20 protein-coding genes are annotated in these 17,275 nt (G+C 70.3%); 10 read left to right on the top strand and 10 right to left on the bottom strand.

Annotated elements, in window-relative coordinates; genetic code table 11:
- The first annotated feature begins 47 nt into the window (after positions 1 to 47).
- The gene (gene pruA, locus ACZ63D_RS06605; RefSeq protein WP_465353280.1) at positions 48 to 1,676 is read left to right on the top strand and encodes an L-glutamate gamma-semialdehyde dehydrogenase; all 1,629 of its coding nucleotides are present in this window, start codon (positions 48 to 50) and stop codon (positions 1,674 to 1,676) included.
- Between the two features lie 15 nt (positions 1,677 to 1,691).
- A complete protein-coding gene (locus tag ACZ63D_RS06600; RefSeq protein WP_465353279.1) occupies positions 1,692 to 2,621 on the top strand; it encodes a proline dehydrogenase family protein in 930 nt (309 codons plus the stop codon).
- A 77-nt stretch (positions 2,622 to 2,698) separates the two neighbouring features.
- Here the strand turns inward: ACZ63D_RS06600 and trxA are convergent, their stop codons facing one another.
- A complete protein-coding gene (gene trxA / locus ACZ63D_RS06595; RefSeq protein ID WP_344267449.1) occupies positions 2,699 to 3,070 on the bottom strand; it encodes a thioredoxin in 372 nt (123 codons plus the stop codon).
- 87 nt (positions 3,071 to 3,157) lie between these two features.
- Between trxA and ACZ63D_RS06590 the strand changes: the two genes are divergently transcribed.
- Positions 3,158 to 3,397 (top strand): DUF2630 family protein, encoded by a 240-nt coding sequence (locus ACZ63D_RS06590; protein WP_465353705.1) that lies wholly within the window; start codon positions 3,158 to 3,160, stop codon positions 3,395 to 3,397.
- A gap of 70 nt (positions 3,398 to 3,467) precedes the next feature.
- A complete protein-coding gene (locus ACZ63D_RS06585) occupies positions 3,468 to 4,055 on the top strand; it encodes a TetR/AcrR family transcriptional regulator (RefSeq protein ID WP_465353278.1) in 588 nt (195 codons plus the stop codon).
- A 149-nt stretch (positions 4,056 to 4,204) separates the two neighbouring features.
- Here ACZ63D_RS06585 and ACZ63D_RS06580 read toward each other — a convergent pair whose 3' ends face one another.
- Positions 4,205 to 4,816: a TetR/AcrR family transcriptional regulator gene (locus tag ACZ63D_RS06580; protein ID WP_465353277.1), complete on the bottom strand. Its 612-nt coding sequence runs from the start codon at positions 4,814 to 4,816 to the stop codon at positions 4,205 to 4,207.
- Between the two features lie 58 nt (positions 4,817 to 4,874).
- Between ACZ63D_RS06580 and ACZ63D_RS06575 the strand changes: the two genes are divergently transcribed.
- Together ACZ63D_RS06575 and ACZ63D_RS06570 are read left to right on the top strand one after the other, a co-directional pair.
- Entirely contained in the window at positions 4,875 to 5,228 is a 354-nt protein-coding gene (locus ACZ63D_RS06575; RefSeq protein WP_465353276.1) for a VOC family protein, read from the top strand.
- Positions 5,225 to 6,220 carry an LLM class flavin-dependent oxidoreductase gene (locus ACZ63D_RS06570; RefSeq protein ID WP_465353275.1) on the top strand — a complete coding sequence of 332 codons (996 nt, stop codon included), beginning with the start codon at positions 5,225 to 5,227 and terminating at the stop codon, positions 6,218 to 6,220. Before ACZ63D_RS06575 ends, ACZ63D_RS06570 begins: the two co-directional genes overlap by 4 nt.
- Before the next feature lie 606 nt (positions 6,221 to 6,826).
- Here the strand turns inward: ACZ63D_RS06570 and ACZ63D_RS06565 are convergent.
- The 7 genes from ACZ63D_RS06565 to ACZ63D_RS06535 all read right to left on the bottom strand — a co-directional run bounded on the left by ACZ63D_RS06565 (position 6,827) and on the right by ACZ63D_RS06535 (position 12,006).
- Positions 6,827 to 8,395, bottom strand: coding sequence for an alpha/beta hydrolase (locus tag ACZ63D_RS06565; RefSeq protein ID WP_465353274.1), 1,569 nt, complete (start codon positions 8,393 to 8,395; stop codon positions 6,827 to 6,829).
- A gap of 123 nt (positions 8,396 to 8,518) precedes the next feature.
- Positions 8,519 to 9,592 carry an ATP-dependent DNA ligase gene (locus ACZ63D_RS06560; RefSeq protein ID WP_465353273.1) on the bottom strand — a complete coding sequence of 358 codons (1,074 nt, stop codon included), beginning with the start codon at positions 9,590 to 9,592 and terminating at the stop codon, positions 8,519 to 8,521.
- Between the two features lie 26 nt (positions 9,593 to 9,618).
- Positions 9,619 to 10,218, bottom strand: coding sequence for an alkaline shock response membrane anchor protein AmaP (locus tag ACZ63D_RS06555; RefSeq protein ID WP_465353272.1), 600 nt, complete (start codon positions 10,216 to 10,218; stop codon positions 9,619 to 9,621).
- Entirely contained in the window at positions 10,218 to 10,751 is a 534-nt protein-coding gene (locus tag ACZ63D_RS06550; RefSeq protein ID WP_465353271.1) for a DUF6286 domain-containing protein, read from the bottom strand. Before ACZ63D_RS06550 ends, ACZ63D_RS06555 begins: the two co-directional genes overlap by 1 nt.
- Positions 10,751 to 11,137, bottom strand: a complete 387-nt coding sequence (locus tag ACZ63D_RS06545) for an Asp23/Gls24 family envelope stress response protein (protein WP_465353270.1) — start codon at positions 11,135 to 11,137, stop codon at positions 10,751 to 10,753. Before ACZ63D_RS06545 ends, ACZ63D_RS06550 begins: the two co-directional genes overlap by 1 nt.
- Entirely contained in the window at positions 11,134 to 11,310 is a 177-nt protein-coding gene (locus tag ACZ63D_RS06540; RefSeq protein WP_009075692.1) for a hypothetical protein, read from the bottom strand. The genes ACZ63D_RS06545 and ACZ63D_RS06540 overlap by 4 nt, the downstream gene beginning before the upstream one ends.
- A 240-nt stretch (positions 11,311 to 11,550) precedes the next feature.
- Positions 11,551 to 12,006: an Asp23/Gls24 family envelope stress response protein gene (locus ACZ63D_RS06535; protein WP_465353269.1), complete on the bottom strand. Its 456-nt coding sequence runs from the start codon at positions 12,004 to 12,006 to the stop codon at positions 11,551 to 11,553.
- An 819-nt stretch (positions 12,007 to 12,825) separates the two neighbouring features.
- Between ACZ63D_RS06535 and zapE the strand changes: the two genes are divergently transcribed.
- Entirely contained in the window at positions 12,826 to 13,869 is a 1,044-nt protein-coding gene (gene zapE, locus ACZ63D_RS06530; RefSeq protein WP_465353268.1) for a cell division protein ZapE, read from the top strand.
- On the opposite strand, the gene ACZ63D_RS06525 is transcribed toward zapE, so the two are convergent.
- Entirely contained in the window at positions 13,811 to 14,392 is a 582-nt protein-coding gene (locus ACZ63D_RS06525; RefSeq protein ID WP_465353267.1) for a phosphatase PAP2 family protein, read from the bottom strand. The two genes, zapE and ACZ63D_RS06525, sit on opposite strands and share 59 nt — an antisense overlap.
- Before the next feature lie 70 nt (positions 14,393 to 14,462).
- Between ACZ63D_RS06525 and ACZ63D_RS06520 the strand changes: the two genes are divergently transcribed.
- Genes ACZ63D_RS06520 through ACZ63D_RS06510 form a run of 3 tightly spaced genes read left to right on the top strand, consistent with a single transcriptional unit; the run spans position 14,463 to position 17,243 of the window.
- Complete coding sequence (locus tag ACZ63D_RS06520) at positions 14,463 to 15,596, top strand: serine hydrolase domain-containing protein (RefSeq protein WP_465353266.1); 1,134 nt, start codon at positions 14,463 to 14,465, stop codon at positions 15,594 to 15,596.
- Between the two features lie 35 nt (positions 15,597 to 15,631).
- Positions 15,632 to 15,982, top strand: coding sequence for a hypothetical protein (locus ACZ63D_RS06515; RefSeq protein WP_465353265.1), 351 nt, complete (start codon positions 15,632 to 15,634; stop codon positions 15,980 to 15,982).
- Positions 15,983 to 16,037: 55 nt separating this feature from the next.
- Entirely contained in the window at positions 16,038 to 17,243 is a 1,206-nt protein-coding gene (locus ACZ63D_RS06510) for a hypothetical protein (protein WP_465353264.1), read from the top strand.
- Positions 17,244 to 17,275 lie beyond the last annotated feature (32 nt).

Raw genomic sequence — 17,275 nt, 5'->3', positions numbered from 1 at the left:
GCGTTATCTTTCGGGCAACCGACGAGTAAACCAACGAGGGAGCCGCCGTGGACGCCGTGACCCAGACCCCCGCCCCGAAGAACGAGCCGGTGCTGACGTACGCGCCGGGCAGCGCCGAGCGCGCCGAGCTGGAGGGTGCGCTGAAGAAACTGGGTCAGGCCGGTCCCGTCGACCTGACGGTTACCGTCGGCGGCGAGCAGCGCGCCGGTGGCGGCGAGAAGATCGACGTTGTCCAGCCGCACAACCACAGCCACGTCCTCGGCACCATCCACAGCGCCACGAAGCAGGACGCGACCGACGCGATCGCTGCTGCCGCGAAGGCCGCTCCGGAGTGGCGCGCGCTCTCCTACGACGACCGCGCGGCCATCCTGCTGCGCGCCGCCGACCTGCTGACCGGCCCGTGGCGCGCGACGCTGAACGCTGCCACCATGCTCGGCCAGTCGAAGACCGCGACGCAGGCCGAGATCGACTCCGCGTGCGAACTCGCCGACTTCTGGCGCTTCAACGTCGCGTTCGGCCGCAGCATCCTCGACCAGCAGCCGGTCAGCTCGCCGGGCGTGTGGAACCGGATGGAGCACCGTCCGCTCGAGGGCTTCGTGTACGCGATCACGCCCTTCAACTTCACCGCCATCGCCGGCAACCTGCCCACCGCGCCCGCCCTGATGGGCAACACCGTGCTGTGGAAGCCGTCGCCGACGCAGAGCTTCGCCGCGCACCTGACGATGCGGCTGCTCGAAGAGGCGGGCATGCCGCCGGGCGTGATCAACCTCCTGCCGGGCGACGGCAAGGCCGTTTCCGAGGTCGCACTGACGCACCGCGACCTGGCGGGCATTCACTTCACCGGCTCCACCGCGACCTTCCAGCACTTGTGGGGCACTGTCGGCGCGAACATCGCCGGCTACCGCAGCTACCCGCGTCTCGTCGGCGAGACCGGCGGCAAGGACTTCGTGCTCGCGCACCCGTCGGCCGACATCGACGTGCTTCGCACCGCGCTTGTCCGTGGCGCCTTCGAGTACCAGGGCCAGAAGTGCTCCGCCGCTTCGCGTGCGTACGTGCCGCGCAGCGTGTGGGAGCAGCTGAAGGACGGCCTTGCCTCCGAGACTGCCGCGCTCAGCTACGGCGACGTCACCGACTTGTCGCACTTCGGTGGTGCAGTGATCGATCGTCGCGCCTTCGACAAGCACGCCGCTCTCTTCGAGCGTGTTAAGAACGACAGCGAGGTCGAGATCCTCGTTGGCGGCACGGCGGACGACAGCGTCGGCTACTTCGTGCAGCCGACCGTGCTGGTGTCCACGAACCCGAAGCACGAGATCTTCAGCACCGAGTACTTCGGCCCGATCCTTTCGGTCTACGTGTACGAAGACGCTGACTTCGACTCCGTGCTGCAGCTGGTCGACGAGACCGCTTCGTACGCCCTGACCGGAGCCGTCATCGCGAACGACCGCACGGCCGTCGCGAAGGCTTCGCAGGCGCTGCGGTTCGCCGCGGGCAACTTCTACGTCAACGACAAGCCGACCGGCGCGGTCGTCGGCCAGCAGCCGTTCGGCGGGGCGCGCGCCTCGGGCACGAACGACAAGGCCGGTTCGGTCTTCAACCTGCTCCGCTGGACGAGCCCGCGCTCGATCAAGGAGACGTTCGTGCCGCCGACCTCCGTGCGCTACCCGCACCAGGGCTGAGAAGGAGACACCGTCATGCTGCGTGCCCCGTTGCTCGCCGCCGCTCGTTCGCAGCGGATGCGTGCGCTGATCGAAGCGGTACCGGTCACCCGGTCCGTAGTGCGCCGGTTCGTGTCCGGCTCGGCTACCGCCGACGCCGTGCGCGCCGCACGGGAACTGGCCGCCGACGGCCGGAAGATCACCATCGACCACCTCGGCGAGGACACCACCGACGCCGCACAGGCCACCGCCACCGTGCAGGCGTACGAGGAGTTGCTGACGGCGCTGTCCGAACAGGGTCTCGCCAAGGGCGCGGACGTTTCGGTGAAGCTGTCCGCCGTCGGGCAGTTCCTGCCGGGCGACGGCGAGGGCGTCGCGCTCGAGAACGCGCGCAAGATCTGTGCGGCGGCCGACGCGGTCGGCGCGACAGTGACGCTCGACATGGAGGACCACACCACCACGGACTCGACGCTCGGCATCCTGCGCGAGCTGCGCGCCGAGTACCCGTGGGTGGGCGCGGTGCTGCAGGCCTACCTGCACCGCACCGAGCAGGACTGCCGCGAGCTGTCCGGTCCCGGATCGCGCGTGCGGTTGTGCAAGGGCGCTTACGCGGAGCCGGAATCGGTGGCGTTCCAGGACAAGTCCGAAGTGGACAAGTCCTACGTGCGCTGCCTGCGCGTGCTGATGGCGGGCCAGGGCTACCCGATGGTGGCTTCGCACGACCCGCGGATGATCGCGATCGCCGGCAAGCTCGCCGCCGACGCCGGACGCACGACCGGCGACCACGAGTACCAGATGCTGTACGGCATCCGGCCCGAGGAACAGAAGCGGCTCGCCGCCGAAGGCGAGACGGTGCGCGTGTACGTGCCCTGCGGCGACGAGTGGTACGGCTACTTCATGCGCCGGCTGGCCGAACGGCCGGCGAACCTCGCGTTCTTCCTGCGCGGGCTCGTCACCCGGTCCTGAACCGCGACGAAGGCCCGGCACCCTGGTGGGTGCCGGGCCTTCGTGCTTCCCCGGTTGTGCGCCTGCGTGGGCTGGGCTCAGGCCTGCTCGGCTTCTTGCGCGGCCGCGGCCTTGCGCACCTCGTCCATGTCGACCTCGCGGGCCTGGCGGATGAGGTCCTCCAGCGCGGCTTCCGGAAGGGCGCCGGGCTGAGAGTAGATGAGGGTCTTGTCGCGGATCACCGCGAGCGTCGGGATCGAGCGGATGTTGAACGCCGCGGCGAGCTGCTGCTCGGCCTCGGTGTCCACCTTGGTGAAGGTGATGTCGCCGTGCTTTTCCGACGCCTTCTCGAACACCGGTGCGAACTGCCGGCACGGGCCGCACCAGCTCGCCCAGAAGTCGATCAGCACGAACTCGTTGTCGGTCACGGTCTGGTCGAAGTTGTCCGCGGTCAGTTCCACTGTGCTCATAGGTGGTCCAACGAACGAGCCGGGTGGGGAATTCCCCGCGACGGGGTAGCGTCCAGGTGAGTGTCCGACGTTTCCTTGGAGGTTGATGTGGCTGACGGGATCCTGGGGCGGATCGACGAACTGATCGCGGAGGAGAAACAGCTGCGGGACCGGGCGATCGGGACCGGGCTGTCCTCGGACGACCGGGAGCGGCTGCGCCGGGCCGAGGAGGAGCTCGACCAGTGCTGGGACCTGCTGCGGCAGCGCCGGGCCCGGGTCGAGTTCGACGACGATCCGGACGAGGCCGCGGTCCGGCCGGTGAGCGAGGTCGAGGGGTACCGGCAGTAGCCGCGGTTACCACAAGCTAACTGTTAGCTTGTGGTAACCGGCCAGCTTTTGTGGCTGATAGCATCCGCGGATGACTGAGCCGTCCGGGCGGCGCGAGCGCAAGAAGGCTGCGACCCGCCAGAAGATCGCCGACACCGCGCTCCGGCTGTTCCTCGAGCGCGGCTACGACGAGGTGGGCATCCGCGACATCGCGGCGGAGGCCGACGTCGCGGTGACCACGGTCTTTTCGCATTTCGCCTCGAAGGAAGCGCTGGTCTTCGAGCAGGATTCGAACTTCGAGGAAAGCCTTCGCGGAGCAGTCGAGGGGCGGGAGTCGGCCGAGGCGCTGATCCCGGCGTTGCGGGGGGAGATCCAGGCGCTGGTGCGGCATTGCACAGCGGACAGTGTCGCGCCGGTCTGGCGGATGATCGACGGGTCGCCCGCGCTGCGGGAGTACGAGGAATCGATGCGGCTGCGGCACGCGGAATCGCTCGCGGAGGCGATGGCGGCCGATCCCGGACTCGGCCGGACTCCGACCGCGTGCCGGGCGATCGCGCGGTTCGTGGTCGACGCTTATTCGGTGGCTCGCGAGTCGGCTGATCCGGAGGCGGCTGTGGACGAGGTGTTCCGGATGATCGAGGCGGCCTGGGCGGCTGCCAGTCCCGCTGTGTCCCGTTAGGACGGTCGTGTATCGGTTTGGGCTTGAGATCCTGGCTTGCCGTGCGCGGTTGCGTTCTTCCCTGCGAGCGGCGGAATTCGGTGCGCTGCCGGGGTTTCGGCGCTCGCGGCAAGATTTGCCGTGCGGGGTGTGACTGCCCAGGCCAGCTGTCACCGGCCCGCCGCGTGGCCGCTTTCGCCGATTTCATCTCGTCGTGGCATGACTACTGAGTTCAGTTCGCGGCGGAGCTGCTCGGGGGACCGAGGTCGTATCTGTTGCCGCACCACCGTTCCCAGCAGCCAGGACAGCACTGCGCTGGCCGTTTCGGCGGGGTGGTCGACCGGTAGCCGGGCGATGAGTTCGTCGAACAAAGCGCGCAGGTCGTCGACGGTGGCGGCGACGCCGTCGGTGGACTTCCGGCGGCCGGTGTCGATCCAGTACTCGAACCACAGGAACGCGGCGTCGGGCTGTGCCGCGAACGTGGCCAGATAGGTTTCCACGACCGCCCACAGTTTCTCCTCGGGGTCGGATTCGCCCTCGGCGGCCTGACGCAGCTTGACCGCTGTCGCCGCCACGTGTTCCCCCATCGCGATGTCCACGATCTGGTGGATGTCGTCGAAGTAGTAGTGCACCGCGCTCTTGGACAACGGGCTCGCGTCAGCGACTGCCCGTGCGGTGCAAGCGGCGAGCCCGTCCCGGGCCAGAACCTGTTTCGCGGCGTCGACGATCTGCTCGCGCTTGCCGCGCCGATTGGCTTCGATCACGGGCCTGTTCGTTGTCACGCCCTGAATCTACCGCCCGCGTTGCCGGAATGGGACAGGCGCCCTAAAGTTAGGACGCATGTCCCGAGAATTTGTGTTTCACGACGTCCGCACCACCGACCTGGCCGCCTCGCGCCGCTTCTACACCGAACTGTTCGGCTGGGTGGTCACCGATACGCCCGCCGGGCCGATGTTCGGCGACGACAGCGGTGTCTGGGGTGCGTTCACCGCGCTGCCTGACGGCGATTCCCGGCGCCCGCAATGGATCCCGTACGTCCCGGTGGCCGACGTGGACATCGCCGTACAGCGCGCGGTGGGTCTCGGGGCGCGGATCGTCAGATCTCGCACCGATCTGCCGCAGGGTTCCGTGGTGGTCATCGACGAGCCCGGCGGTGCCACGCTCGCGCTGTGGCAGTCGGCGGAGCGTCAGTGACGGGCGTGCGTCTGTCGTGCGCGTTGCCGCCCTCGGCCGAGATCGTCGGCCAGGCGCGGCACGCCGAGCGGCTCGGCTACCACCGGATATGGGTGTTCGATTCACCCGCGCTGCACGGAGATCTGTGGATCGCGCTGGCACAGATCGCGGCGGCGACCGAGCGAATCGGCTTGGGCAGCGGCGTCGCCGTCGCCGGACTGCGCCATCCGATGGTGACCGCGGCCGCTGCCGCGGCGGTGGCCGAGATCGCGCCCGGCCGGTTGACCCTGGCGTTCGGTACCGGACACACCGCTCGCCGCGCACTGGGCCGGCGACCGGTCCGCGTCGAAGACCTCGTCCGCGAGGTGAGGCAGGTGCGGTCGCTGCTCGCCGGCGACGTGACCGACATCGACGGGCGCCCCTGTCAGCTGCGACACCTGCCCGGTTTCGGCCCGCCCCGGCCGCTCGACGTCCCGGTGTGGCTGGCCGCCTCAGGCCCCCGGGCCACCGCGGCCGCCCGAGACCTGGCGGTGCCCGGCGTCCTGGTGACCGGCCTGCCCGACCAGAACTGGCCCGAATGCGCTCTGCTCCGGTTCGGGACCGTGCTGCGCCAAGGCGAGGACCACACCACCCCGCGCGTTGTCGACGCCATCGGGCCCGGCTGGGCCAGCATTGTCCACGCCGCATGGGAACGGAGCCCGAGTGCGGTCGACGCCCTGCCCGGCGGGAAACGCTGGCGTACCGACATCGAAGCCGCCCGCCCGCCTCGGGAACGGCATCTGGACGTCCACCAAGGCCACCTGACCGCATTGACCGAACGGGACCGCGACCTGGCCGTCGCGGCCGGGCCGGCGCTGCTGACTCCCGGCTGGACCGGCACGCCGGCGCAGTTGCGCGACATAGCGGCACACGCCGCCGCATCCGGTGTGACGGAGATCGTTTATGCCCCTGCCTGGCCCGACGTCACCGCCGAACTCACCGCCTACGCCCAAGCGCTGCTCCCGCTGCGCTAGAACCGCGGGACGGGTGCGGAATTAGTTCGCGTCGAAGCCGAGCACCGGTAAGGCGATGGGATTGATTCCCGACTTCCGTGTGCGGCAGCGTCTGCTCATGTCGCGTACCGCGCGTTCGGTGCGTCGTACGGTCGTGCCGATGAGGGAACGGTGTTGTTCGCCCCGTCCGCCGATGTGCCGGTGTTCGGCGGACAGCACGATTTTTGGGTGGAGAGCGGTCGCTGCTCGGCGGCCTTCTCTTCGTCCTCGAGTTCGTGGAACATCTCGCGCGACTTGGGCGGTGATCACGGTTGCTTCTTCGGTCCCCGGAGGCGGCCGCGGGCTGACTGCCGGAGCACGGATCCTCCGGTCGCGCTGGGTGAGCGGGTTCCGCCGGATCGAGTGATGCGATATCGAACACGCGTTCGAAATACTGGTGGAGTGTTCGAAACGACTTCGGCGGGGCAGCCCCGGACCCGCCACCTCAGACCACAGCGGGGCGAACGACGCGGCCGGACAGGACGGCTGGTGCGCGTTGGATGGCGGCGCTCTCTCGGGCAGCTGGCATCGCTCGTCGGCTGCGTTACCGCGGGAACCGCACGGTGCAGGAGGAAACGCGATCGATCTCTACGCCGGGCAGAGAGTCCCGTTGTCCGGGATCTTGCCGTCGATCAAGAAGGCCTGCGCGGCGGAGGTGACGCAGGGGGACTGGCCGACCGCGCCGTGCGCGACGCCTTGCCAGGTGACGGTCACGGCACTGGGCATCTGGTCCGCCGCGCGGGTGGTGCCGACCTGCGGCGTCACTGGGTCGGTGGCGGTGGCGGCCACCAGAATCGGCGGAGCGCCCGGCGCGCCGGCGGGAGGCAGCGCCTCGCGGCGGACCGGCCAAGCGCCGCACCAAGCGAGTTCCTGCGCGACCGCCGCGCCGAACTGCGGATACTTCGCGCGCATTCCCGCGGCGGCGCGGTCCAGCTGATCGGCGGGCAGCCGGGTGGTCGAGTCGTTGCACCGGGTCGCGATGGTGCCGCCGATGCGCGACGTGCGGCCGCGGATGTCCGCGACGATCGGATTCGCGAAGCCGGCCAGCGCGGTGACGTCGCCGTTCTTCGCGGCGTTCAGCGCGTCGGCGAGGACGGGCCAGTTCGCGCGGTCGGCGAGTCCTTGGTACACCGCGTAAGTCGCCACGCCCGGGCTCATCGTCACGCCGTCGTCAGTGTCCACAGGGGACGTGCGGAGTCGGTCGGTCACCGTTTTCAGCGCGGTCTTCGCATCGCCCATCGGGCAGTTGCGGGAAGCGCAGTCCGCGGAGAAAGCGTCGAACGTCGCCTGTGCTCCGGCGGCCACCGCGTCGAGAACGGCCGCGCGGTCGGCGCCCGGGTCCGGAATGCCGTCCAGCACCATGCGGCCGACCTGCGCCGGATAGCGCACCGCGTACTCCGAAAGCACCTTCGAGCCGTCACCGCGGCCGAGCGCGTTCAGCCGGTCCAGGCCGAGTTGCTTGCGCAGCTGGTCGAGGTCCCCGGCGGTGCGCCAGCTGTCCAGCGCCGTCTGCGCGGTGTCGAGATCGAGCGCGCACTGCTGGCCGGCCCGGCGCGCCGCGTCGAGCACCTCGCCGAGGCCGCCGTCGGCCGGATCCGCGCCCAGCAGGTCCGAACGCACCTCCAGCGGCACGCACTGCACTCCGCCGGACAGCCCGGTGCCGCGCCGGTCCACGCCGATCAGCGAAAACTTTTTGAGGAACTCCGGCGGCAGCTGGGTCGCCAGGCGCGCGGCGAACAGCGAGCCCGGCTCGCCGCTGACGTCGTTGACCACTACGAGCGGGATCGGTCCGTCGCCTGCTTTGAGCACGAGGATGCGGGCGAGCAGATGCTGCGTGTCCTCGGGCGCGTCGAGTGGGGACGTCATCCGCGCACAGCTGACGTGCAGCGAATCGGGCAGGGCCGGAGCGGCCATCCGCTGCCGGGTGTCCGCGTCGCAGTTGGCCCAGCGGAGAGCGGACTTCTTGGGCTCGGCCAGCGGCGGCAACGGCACCGCGGCACTGCTCGGGGGCGGCGCGGTGGTGGCGCGTCCGTCGTTGTCGATCACCGCCGGGCGAACGGAGGGGCCGCTGGTGCACCCCGCCAGCACGAGCACTCCCAGCGTCGCCGCCACCAGCCGGGCGCGCGTACGGAAACGGCTGGGGGAACGGCGGTGCACGGGCTGGTCCTCACGTCTGCTCGGCGGAACTCTCGGTCGAGCTTGGCACGCCTGGTGTGGGAAGCCAGTGAGCGGGTCCTGCGGCGGGTCAGCTCCGCACCGGCCCAGGCGGCCAGGGGCCGGTCAGCGGGTCCGCACGACCTCGCCCCGGAACACTGCCGACAGGTCGTACCGCGCCGGCTCGTCGAGCTGGGCGTAGCCGCACGACGACGGCTCCCGGTCCGGCCGCCAGCGCGCGAACTGAGCGGTGTGCCGGAAGCGCGACGGATAGCCGCCCTCCGTGTGCTCGTACGAGACCTCCACCACGCGCTCCAGCCGAAGCGGAACCCACGGCTGTTCCTTCGACCGCCAGCGCGTGATGCCGCCCGGGATTCGCTGACCCTCGCGGACCGCGTCGCCCAGCCACGGATGCCCTTCGCCGTCAGTGATCAACGGGGCCAGCTCCTGCGCCAGCTCGCGGCGGCGTGCGACCGGGAACGAACCGACCACCCCGACGTGATGCAGCAGTCCGTTCTCGTCGTACAGGCCCAGCAGGAACGAGCCGACCGCCTCGCCCGGCTCGCCGTCCACGTGCCAGCGCAGGCCCGCCAGCACGCAGTCCGCGGTGCGGGAATGCTTGTACTTGAGCAAAACCCGCTTGCCCGGTGCGTACGGCTCGTCCAGCGGCTTGCCGATCACGCCGTCCAAGCCGGCTCCCTCGAACAGCTCGAACCAGTGCCGCGCGGTCTCCGGGTCAGTCGTCGCCGGCGTCAGCGCGATGCCCGGCAGCGCTTCGAGCCGCTCGCGGCGCGCCGACGTCGGCTCGTCCACAAACGACTCGTCGCCCAGCGCGAGCACGTCGAAAGCCACGAACTGCGCTGGCGACTGCTCGGCGAGCAGCTGGACGCGGCTGTCGGCCGGGTGGATGCGCTCGGTCAGCGCGTCGAAATCGAGCTTGCCGTCGCGGGCCACCACCAGTTCACCGTCGAGCACGACCCGCTCCGGCAAGGATTCCCGCAGCGCGGCCAGAACCTCCGGGAAATACCGGTTCAGCGGCTTCTCCGCGCGCGACTGCAGGGTGATCTCGTCGCCGTCGCGGAAAACCAGGCAGCGGAAGCCGTCCCACTTGGGCTCGAACAGCAGGCCGCCGGAATCGGGAATGGCTTTCGCCGGCTTCGCCAGCATGGGCTTGATCGGTGCCTGCACAGGGAGGGCCATGCGGGCATTCTGGGCGAAAGGCGGGGTCAGCGCACGCGTGCCGAGCCGGTCGTGTCGAGTTCGAGCCGTACCGCGGTCGGCAGGGTCTCGACGCCGAGCGATTCCCTGGCCCGGGTAAGCACGTACGCGTCGAGGTCTTCCCACACCCGCCGGACTTCCGTGCCCTCGGCCAGCCAGAGCGTGATCCGCAACGCCGGTTCGGCCACCGTGCCCACCGACCGGACCCGAGCCCGGGTGACGCCGTCGACGCTCTCCGCGTCCGCCTGCACGGCATTGGCCAGCGCGCCGGCCGTGACAGTCAGCTCCGCGCCGATCGTCTCGTCGAGTTTCAGGTCCGGATGGCGTTCCGGGCGCAGCGAACGGAAAAACCACCACAGGCCGAACACGAGCAGCAGCACGCCGAGCACCACCGCGCCGATCCGCGCGTACAGCGTGTGGTCGCCGAGCCAGCCGATCGCGATCGGGTCGAGCACCGGCCGGTGCCCGCGAAACTGCCCGAGCCATCCCATGCCGACTACCAGGGCACCGGCGCCAGCTAGCAGTCCGAGCACGCCGACCAAGGAGGTCAGCGTGCGCTCGGCACCGTACGAACGGCCTTGCGCGCGACGCGCCGCGGAAGCGCTCATCACCGGTCCTTCGGAGAGTCGACGACTACGGACACCTTCGGACGACGCTGCAGCGGGAGGTCGTCCAGAACCCCCGCGACGGTTTCCAATAGCCGAGGCCGCAACTGTTCCTCGTTTTCCAACCGGCTTGTCGCACGCACGCGCACCCGGCGGGAGCTGGCGGTCACGGACGCGCCGCGCACGTTGTCCTCCGCGCGCACCGCCAGCCCGACCAGTCGCGCGAGCGCTCGCGGCGAGGTGTTCACCGTGATGCCGTCAGCGGGATCGGTCATCCGCACCGCACGGTCGCCCGCGCTGAGCGCCAGCACCAGGAGCACCAGCCCGGCGAGCACGGCAATTCCGGCGGCGATCCGCACTGGCGTGCTGGTCCAGTCCAGCTCGGCGATTTCGGACTTCCACCGCGGCCACGGCACGAGCAGCGGTTCCTTCTCCGGCTGCCACCATGCCCACCCGACCTCGAGAGCCAGCAACGCGCCGCCGGCCGCGACGGCCAGACCGAGCAGCGTGGAAAGGAGACGGACGAGGATGCGCATCATCGCACCCTCGGCGGCAGGTCCGGCAGCAGCGCGGTGACCGTCACCGCGACCGAACGCACGTGATAGGAGGTGATGCGTTCGACCTCTTCGACGACCTTCGCGCGAACCTGCCCGGTCACTTCCCGCACCGGCGCCGGATAGCGCAACGCGAGATCGAGGGACAGATCGACGTCGTTGTCCGAGCCGCCGACCTTCGCGGACGCACCGGACATGCCGGCGCTGACGCCGGCGACGCGGCGCTCGGTGCGCATCGTCCCGGGAACCTGGTCGGCGGCGTGCTGCGCGACCTTGCGCACCACGGCTTGCGCGATGGTCAGCGAGCCGCGCTCGGCGGGCTCCGGGAGGTCGGTGCGGGTCGGCCCTGCCTCGACCGTCCGGGTCACTTGTCCCGGCCCTTCCCGAATAGGTCGCCGAGGTCGAGCTCGCCGTCGAGGACCCGGCCGACCACGAGCCCGATGATGCCGACCGCGAAGGTCACCAGGAACGCGGTGAACCCTTGCGTGGCGGCCAGGCCGAGAATCAGCCCGGCGAGGATCCCGGTCTGCGTAGCGTTCAACGTGCGCCCTCCTGGGATTGCGTGCTGCGGTGGTTGAGGTGATGCCTGGTCTTGCGGTGCTGCTGCGTTCGGTTTGGCGTTCGTGCGGTGGCGGCCTGTGCTTCGGGACGGGTGGAGTCGCTGGGCGCTTCCGTGGGCTCGACTGCCTGGCTTGGCCGCCGCCGGTGCCTTGCGGTCCGAGCGGCTCGCCCGGAGCGCAGTGCGAGTCCTCGCGGCCGGGGCTCCGGACGGGTCAGCTGGTCACTCGACCCGGCTCGACTCGGGTTCGTCTTCCTCGCCGGGCAGGTGGACGTCGTTGACCGCGATGTTGACCTCGATCACCTCGAGTCCGGTGATCTGCTCGACCGAGGTGATGACGTTGCGCCGCACGTCGCGGGCGACCTCCGCGATGCGCGCGCCGTACTCGACCACGACGTCGAGGTCGATCGCGGCCTGCTTCTCGCCGACCTCGACCGAGACGCCCGCGGTGGAGGTCGCGCCCGAGCCCGGGATCCGGTCCCGGATCGCTCCGATCGCCCGCGACACCCCGCCGCCGAGCGCGTGCACGCCTGGAACCTCGCGCGTCGACAGCACCGCGATTTTCTGCACGACCAGCGACGAAATCGTGGTGCGCCCGGCGGTGTCCGTCTGCTCGGCCGCCGCCAGCGCGGCAGTCGGGACCGCGGTGGGCACATCGGGCCGGTTCGGGGTCGGCATGGTTCCTCGCTCCCTGTCTGCGGACATGGCGCGTCCAGTGTCGCCGCGAGCGGCCCGCGGCGCCGGGGACGGGCCCGTCCGAAAGACCTCCCGACCGGGCGAAAACTCACGCGGCATCCCTCGAATGGGTGAGTCGAGGAGCGGCCGCCGGACGTCCGGGCAGCAACGGCCTAGCCCACGTCGGGACGAACCGCACCGGCCCAGCCCGCCTCGGATGGCCGGGGTGGCGAGGAGACGTTCGGCGCCGCACGCAGCGGCTTTGGGCGAGTACGCCTTGGGCGCGGGCCCGGAGGCCACGAGCGAGCGGGGCGGCTGCGGGAGGACCGGCGGGTTCAGCGGGGCCGTCGGCGGCTGGCCGGTCGGCGCAGCTCGCGCCCCCGGTGACGCGAATATCGACCCAACACCGCTCCCGACCCAACGCCGCACCTGACCCAGCGGTGCGCTCGACCCGGTGCCGCACCTGACCCGGTGCCGCTCCCGACCCAAGTGCCGCTCTCGACCTAGTGGCGCGCTCGACCCAAGTGCTGCTTTCGCTCCGGTGGTGCGCTCGCCCCGATGCCGCTCCCGCTCCAGTGCTGCTCTCGCTCCGGTGGTGCGCCCGACCCAATGCCGCTCCAGCGCCGCTCCCGCCCCAGATCTGCGCTCGCTCCAGCGCCACCGTGCCTGGCCAGCGTCGCAGCCCGGTGACAGTCGCCACACGCGCCTGGCCCGGCTCGCTTCGCCGCCGTCGGAAGGGGGCTCCGACCGGGGGATTCGCCGTTCGCCACCAGGCTGAGGCGCGCCGAAGGAGCCGAGGCCGTCCGGATAGGCTCTCCGACCATGCCCACAGCTGCGCTGACCGACCGGTTTCCCGAGCTAGGGGCCGACGAGCTGATCGCGTCCCTCGTGCCGCCGCCGCGGTTTGGCGAGGCTCGGTTCTCCACCTACCTGCCCAATCCGGACGAGCCCAGCCAGGCGGCCGCGGTCGAGGCGTGTTCGGCGTTCGCTTCGCGGATCGGGGCGGCGAAAGCCAAGAAGTCGCGGCTGCGCTCCCTCTTCGGCGGAGGGGCGGCCATCCCGGACGGGCCGATGGGGCTCTACCTCGACGGAGGGTTCGGCGTCGGCAAGACCCACTTGCTCGCCTCGACTTGGCACGAGACTCCGGGGCCCAAGGCGTACGGGACGTTCGTCGAGCTGACGCACCTGGTCGGCGCGCTGGGGTTCGCCAACGCGGTCGCGCGGCTCTCAGAACACCGGCTGCTGGCGATCGACGAGTTCGAGCTCGACGATCCCGGCGACACCACGCTGGTCAGCCGGTTGCTGCAGGAACTCACCGACGCGGGCGTCTACATCGCGGCGACCTCCAACACCCTCCCGGACAAGCTCGGCGAGGGGCGGTTCGCCGCCGAGGACTTCCTGCGCGAGATCCAGGCGCTGTCCCGGCGGTTCGGAGTCGTCCGCGTCGACGGGCCGGACTACCGGCACCGCGGGCTGCCCGATGCGCCGCCGCCGGTCAGCGACGGCGAGATCGACGAGTCCGCTGCCACGCACGAAGGGTCCACTGTGGACGAATTCGGCGCGTTGACGAAACACCTCGAACGTTTGCATCCCTCGCGGTACGGGAAGCTGCTCGACGGGGTGCGGCGGGTGCACCTCAAGCACGTCGCGCCGGTGCCGGACCAGATGGTCGGGCTGCGGCTGGTCGCGTTGGCGGACCGGCTCTACGATCGGGCGATCCCGGTGGTCGTGTCCGGCGTGCCGCTGTCCGAGTTGTTCGGCGAGGAGATGCTGAACGGCGGTTACCGCAAGAAGTACTTGCGGGCGATCAGCCGGTTGACGGCTCTCGCGCGCGACGCGGTGACAGCGCCGCCCGCAGCGCGGTGACCACGGCGGGAGCGAAGCAGACGCCGCCGGCGATGTCGGTGAGGTAGTGGTAGCCGAGGCCGATCATGCCCACGGCCGCGCAGCAGACCAGGACTACGCCTGCCGCCACGGCGATCGCCTTGTACCGGACCAGCAGCACCACGACGGTGAGGACGGCGACCAGGCTGACGGTGTGGCCGCTCGGGTAGACGAGCGTGCCGTTCTTCCAGCGGTCGAAAGCGGGTTTCAGCGCCCAGCTGTTCAGCGCGATGGCGGCGAACGGGCCGGCGATGGCGAGCACCGCGTCGAGCCAGTTGCGCCGGTAGAGGCAGAGTCCGGCGATGACGACGACGGCCGGGATGAGCACGTACGGTTCGGTGGGCAGCACCAGCGTGGTGAGCAGGCTCGGACTCAGCGTCGAGGCGGACCTCGTGGCCCACTGGTCCAACACGCTGGGCGGGTAGGGCGCGACGAGCAGTCCCAAGCCAAGCGTGGCGAGCGCGCAAAGCGCGGCGAAGAGGGCGAGAGTCCGCCTGGCGATCACGGGATCGAAGCCTAGTCACATTCGCGATGGCGCGTGGGTCCTCCTTTCGACATGACGATCGGAGGGACAAATGGGGGACATCGCGATCCATGGGACTGTCGCGGACGGCTTCGAGGCGGTTCGCGACGAGTTCGCCGCGGCGGCGGAGGCGAGTGCGGGCGTGCAGCTGGCGGTCCGCGTGCGGAGGCGGCTGGTGGTCGATCTCTGGGCAGGCGACGCGACGGGCGAGACATTGACCGGCGTCTACTCGTCGACCAAGGGCGCGACCACGATGGTGGTGGCGTTGCTCGTGCAGGACGGCGTTCTGGATCTGGACGAGCCGGTCGCGCACCACTGGCCGGAGTTCGCCGCCGCGGGCAAGGGCGGGATCACGGTGCGCGACGTGCTCAGCCATCGCTCCGGCGTGATCGGGGCGGACGGCGGGCTGTCCGCCGAGGAACTCGCGGACGACCGGGCGATTGCTCGCCGGCTGGCCGGGCAGCGGCCGTTCTGGCGGCCGGGATCCGTTTACGGCTACAGCGGGTTCGCCGGGTTCTCGGTCGTAGCCGAGGTGGTCCGGCGGGTCACCGGGCGGACGGTGCAGGAGCACTTCGAGACGCGGATCCGCGCGCCGTACGAGCTTGATCTGTACCTGGGGCTGCCGGAACAGGAAGAGCACCGGTATCGCGACGTGCTGGCAGGGGAGGCGAGCGCGGAGGAACTCGCGGCGTTCCAGGCGTACGTTCCGAGCCCGCACAGCCTGGGCGGGATCGGCTACGGGCTCGATTCGACGCCGCCGCTTGACCAGGTGGCGTTCGCCAACACCCGGCGGGTGCGGGCGCTCGGGCAGGTTTCCGCAGGAGGAGTCGGCAGCGCGCGTGGTTTGGCTGGGCTGTACGCGGCCGCGGTGTCCGGTTTGGACGGACGGCCGCCGCTGCTCGAACCCGGCACGCTCGGCGAGTTCGCGATGCTCCATTCGACCGGCCGCGACCTGGTGACCGGGGACGCGGGCCAGTACGCGCTCGGGTTCCAGGCGAAGGGGCTGCGTTATCCGTTCCTCAGTGCGAACGCGTTCGGGCACAACGGGTCTGCTGGCTCCGAGTCCTTCGCGGACCCGCGCAGCGGTGTCGCATTCGGGTACACGCGGCGGCAGTTTTCCGCGACCTGGTCGTATCCGGAACACGACCGGCTGGCGGCGGTCGTCCACGCGGCGGTCAGCCGGTGAAAGCCGGGGGACCGCGGTGATGCGATGCTGGTCCCATGTCGCTGTTCTCGCGCCGTCCGGCCGAAACCCCGTCCGGCCCGTTCCGCTTCCGGATCTCCGAGATCTACCAGATCCCGCTGCGCGGAGTCGTCGTCACCGGCACGGTCACTGACGGCACCGTCCAGGTCGGCGCGAACGCGGTGGTGCGGCTGCCCGGCGGAGCCCGCCAGGTCGTGGTGACGAGGATCGAAACGGCGCGCCGCAAGCGGCAGTCCGCGGAAGCCGGTGCTGAGGCCGGGCTTTACCTGTCCGGCCTCAGCACCGGCGACATCCCCACCGTGCCGGGCGGAGACGGGCAGCAGCAGGACAACACCGCGCTGAGCGGCGTCGAGGTCACTTCCGCCTGAACGGACACGCACCCCCGCTGGTGTCCGCGCGCGGGGTGCAGTAAACAGGCGAACTGTGCCCAATCCACCCGAACCGCGGCGGTCTCCGGCGATCCGGCTGATCCGGTTCCTTCGGCTGGGGTACGCGCTGCTGCTCGGACTGGCGATCGCGGGCGTCGTCGGCGGATTCGTCCTCGGCCACGGCTGGTACGTCGCGGCTGGGTCGGTCGGCATCGGCCTGACCGTCATGGTGCTGATCCTTGGCGGCATCGCCCGGTCGTCGCGCGGTACGGCGTCTGCGCGAAGCACCCGTTTCGTCCAGCAGCACGGCGACCGCACGCCGGAACCCCAAGCGCGACAAGGGAATTCCGCTGGACGGCTTGCGATGACCGGGGTGAGCACGGTCGTCATCGCGGCGGCGTTGCTGCTGCCGATCCGCGACGACGTCCTCGGCCAGCTTGTCTTCCCGCCGAACTTGTTCACTGCGGACGATTTGCGTACTGGCGTGGCGAAACTGTCCGCCGAGAGCGAGCGTTTCGCGGATCTGACCGTGGAATCGGATCAGCTGCGCGCCACCATCCCCGGTGCTTATCTCAGCTACCGCGGCGGCACGGTCAAACGCGACTCGGCCAGCGTCGGTGCGTCGGACAAGCAGTTCGCTGCGAGCGAGATCAATTTCGCCGCGATACCCGGTCTCGTCGCAAGCTTCGGCGGAGACCCGGCGGACGCTCGCGTGATCATCCGTCGCGAAGACGTCGGAATCACGATGACGGTCAGGTCGACCAAGGCCAAGGACAGCAAGCGTCCGTTGGTCGCGGACGCGAAGGGCGTTCCAGCGCTCACCGCGGACGCGTTCACGGAGAAGGGTTTCCAGGATGTCGCGGCGCTGCTGATGAAGCTGAGCGGCCGGCCGGAAGTGTACGAAGCGATCATCCGAACCGACCACGTCGAGTTCCAGGTGCCCGGACCCAGCCCGGGAACTTCGGACGACTACGACTGGTACCGCGGACGTCTCGTCGAACACCGGCCCTCGCCGATCCAGCCGGAGCCGGGTGCGTCGTTGTTCGCGTTGTCGGAGCTGTCGCCGAAGGCGCTGCCCGCGATCCTCACGAAGGTGAACGAGCGCATGCCCGGCTTCCCTCGCGACAAGGTTTCGGTGGCGCTCCGGGAGAACGACGGAACGTGGAGCCTGACCACGTCCGTCGAGGACGAGTACGGCCGCGGCATCGCGGTGACCGCCTCGCCGGACGGATCGACGGTCGCCGTGATGCCCACTCGGTGACCGCCGCCCGGAAAACGGCGGCCACCGAGCGA

Source organism: Amycolatopsis sp. NPDC104775 (assembly GCF_055583325.1).
This window is presented reverse-complemented; position numbering and strand designations above follow the sequence as displayed.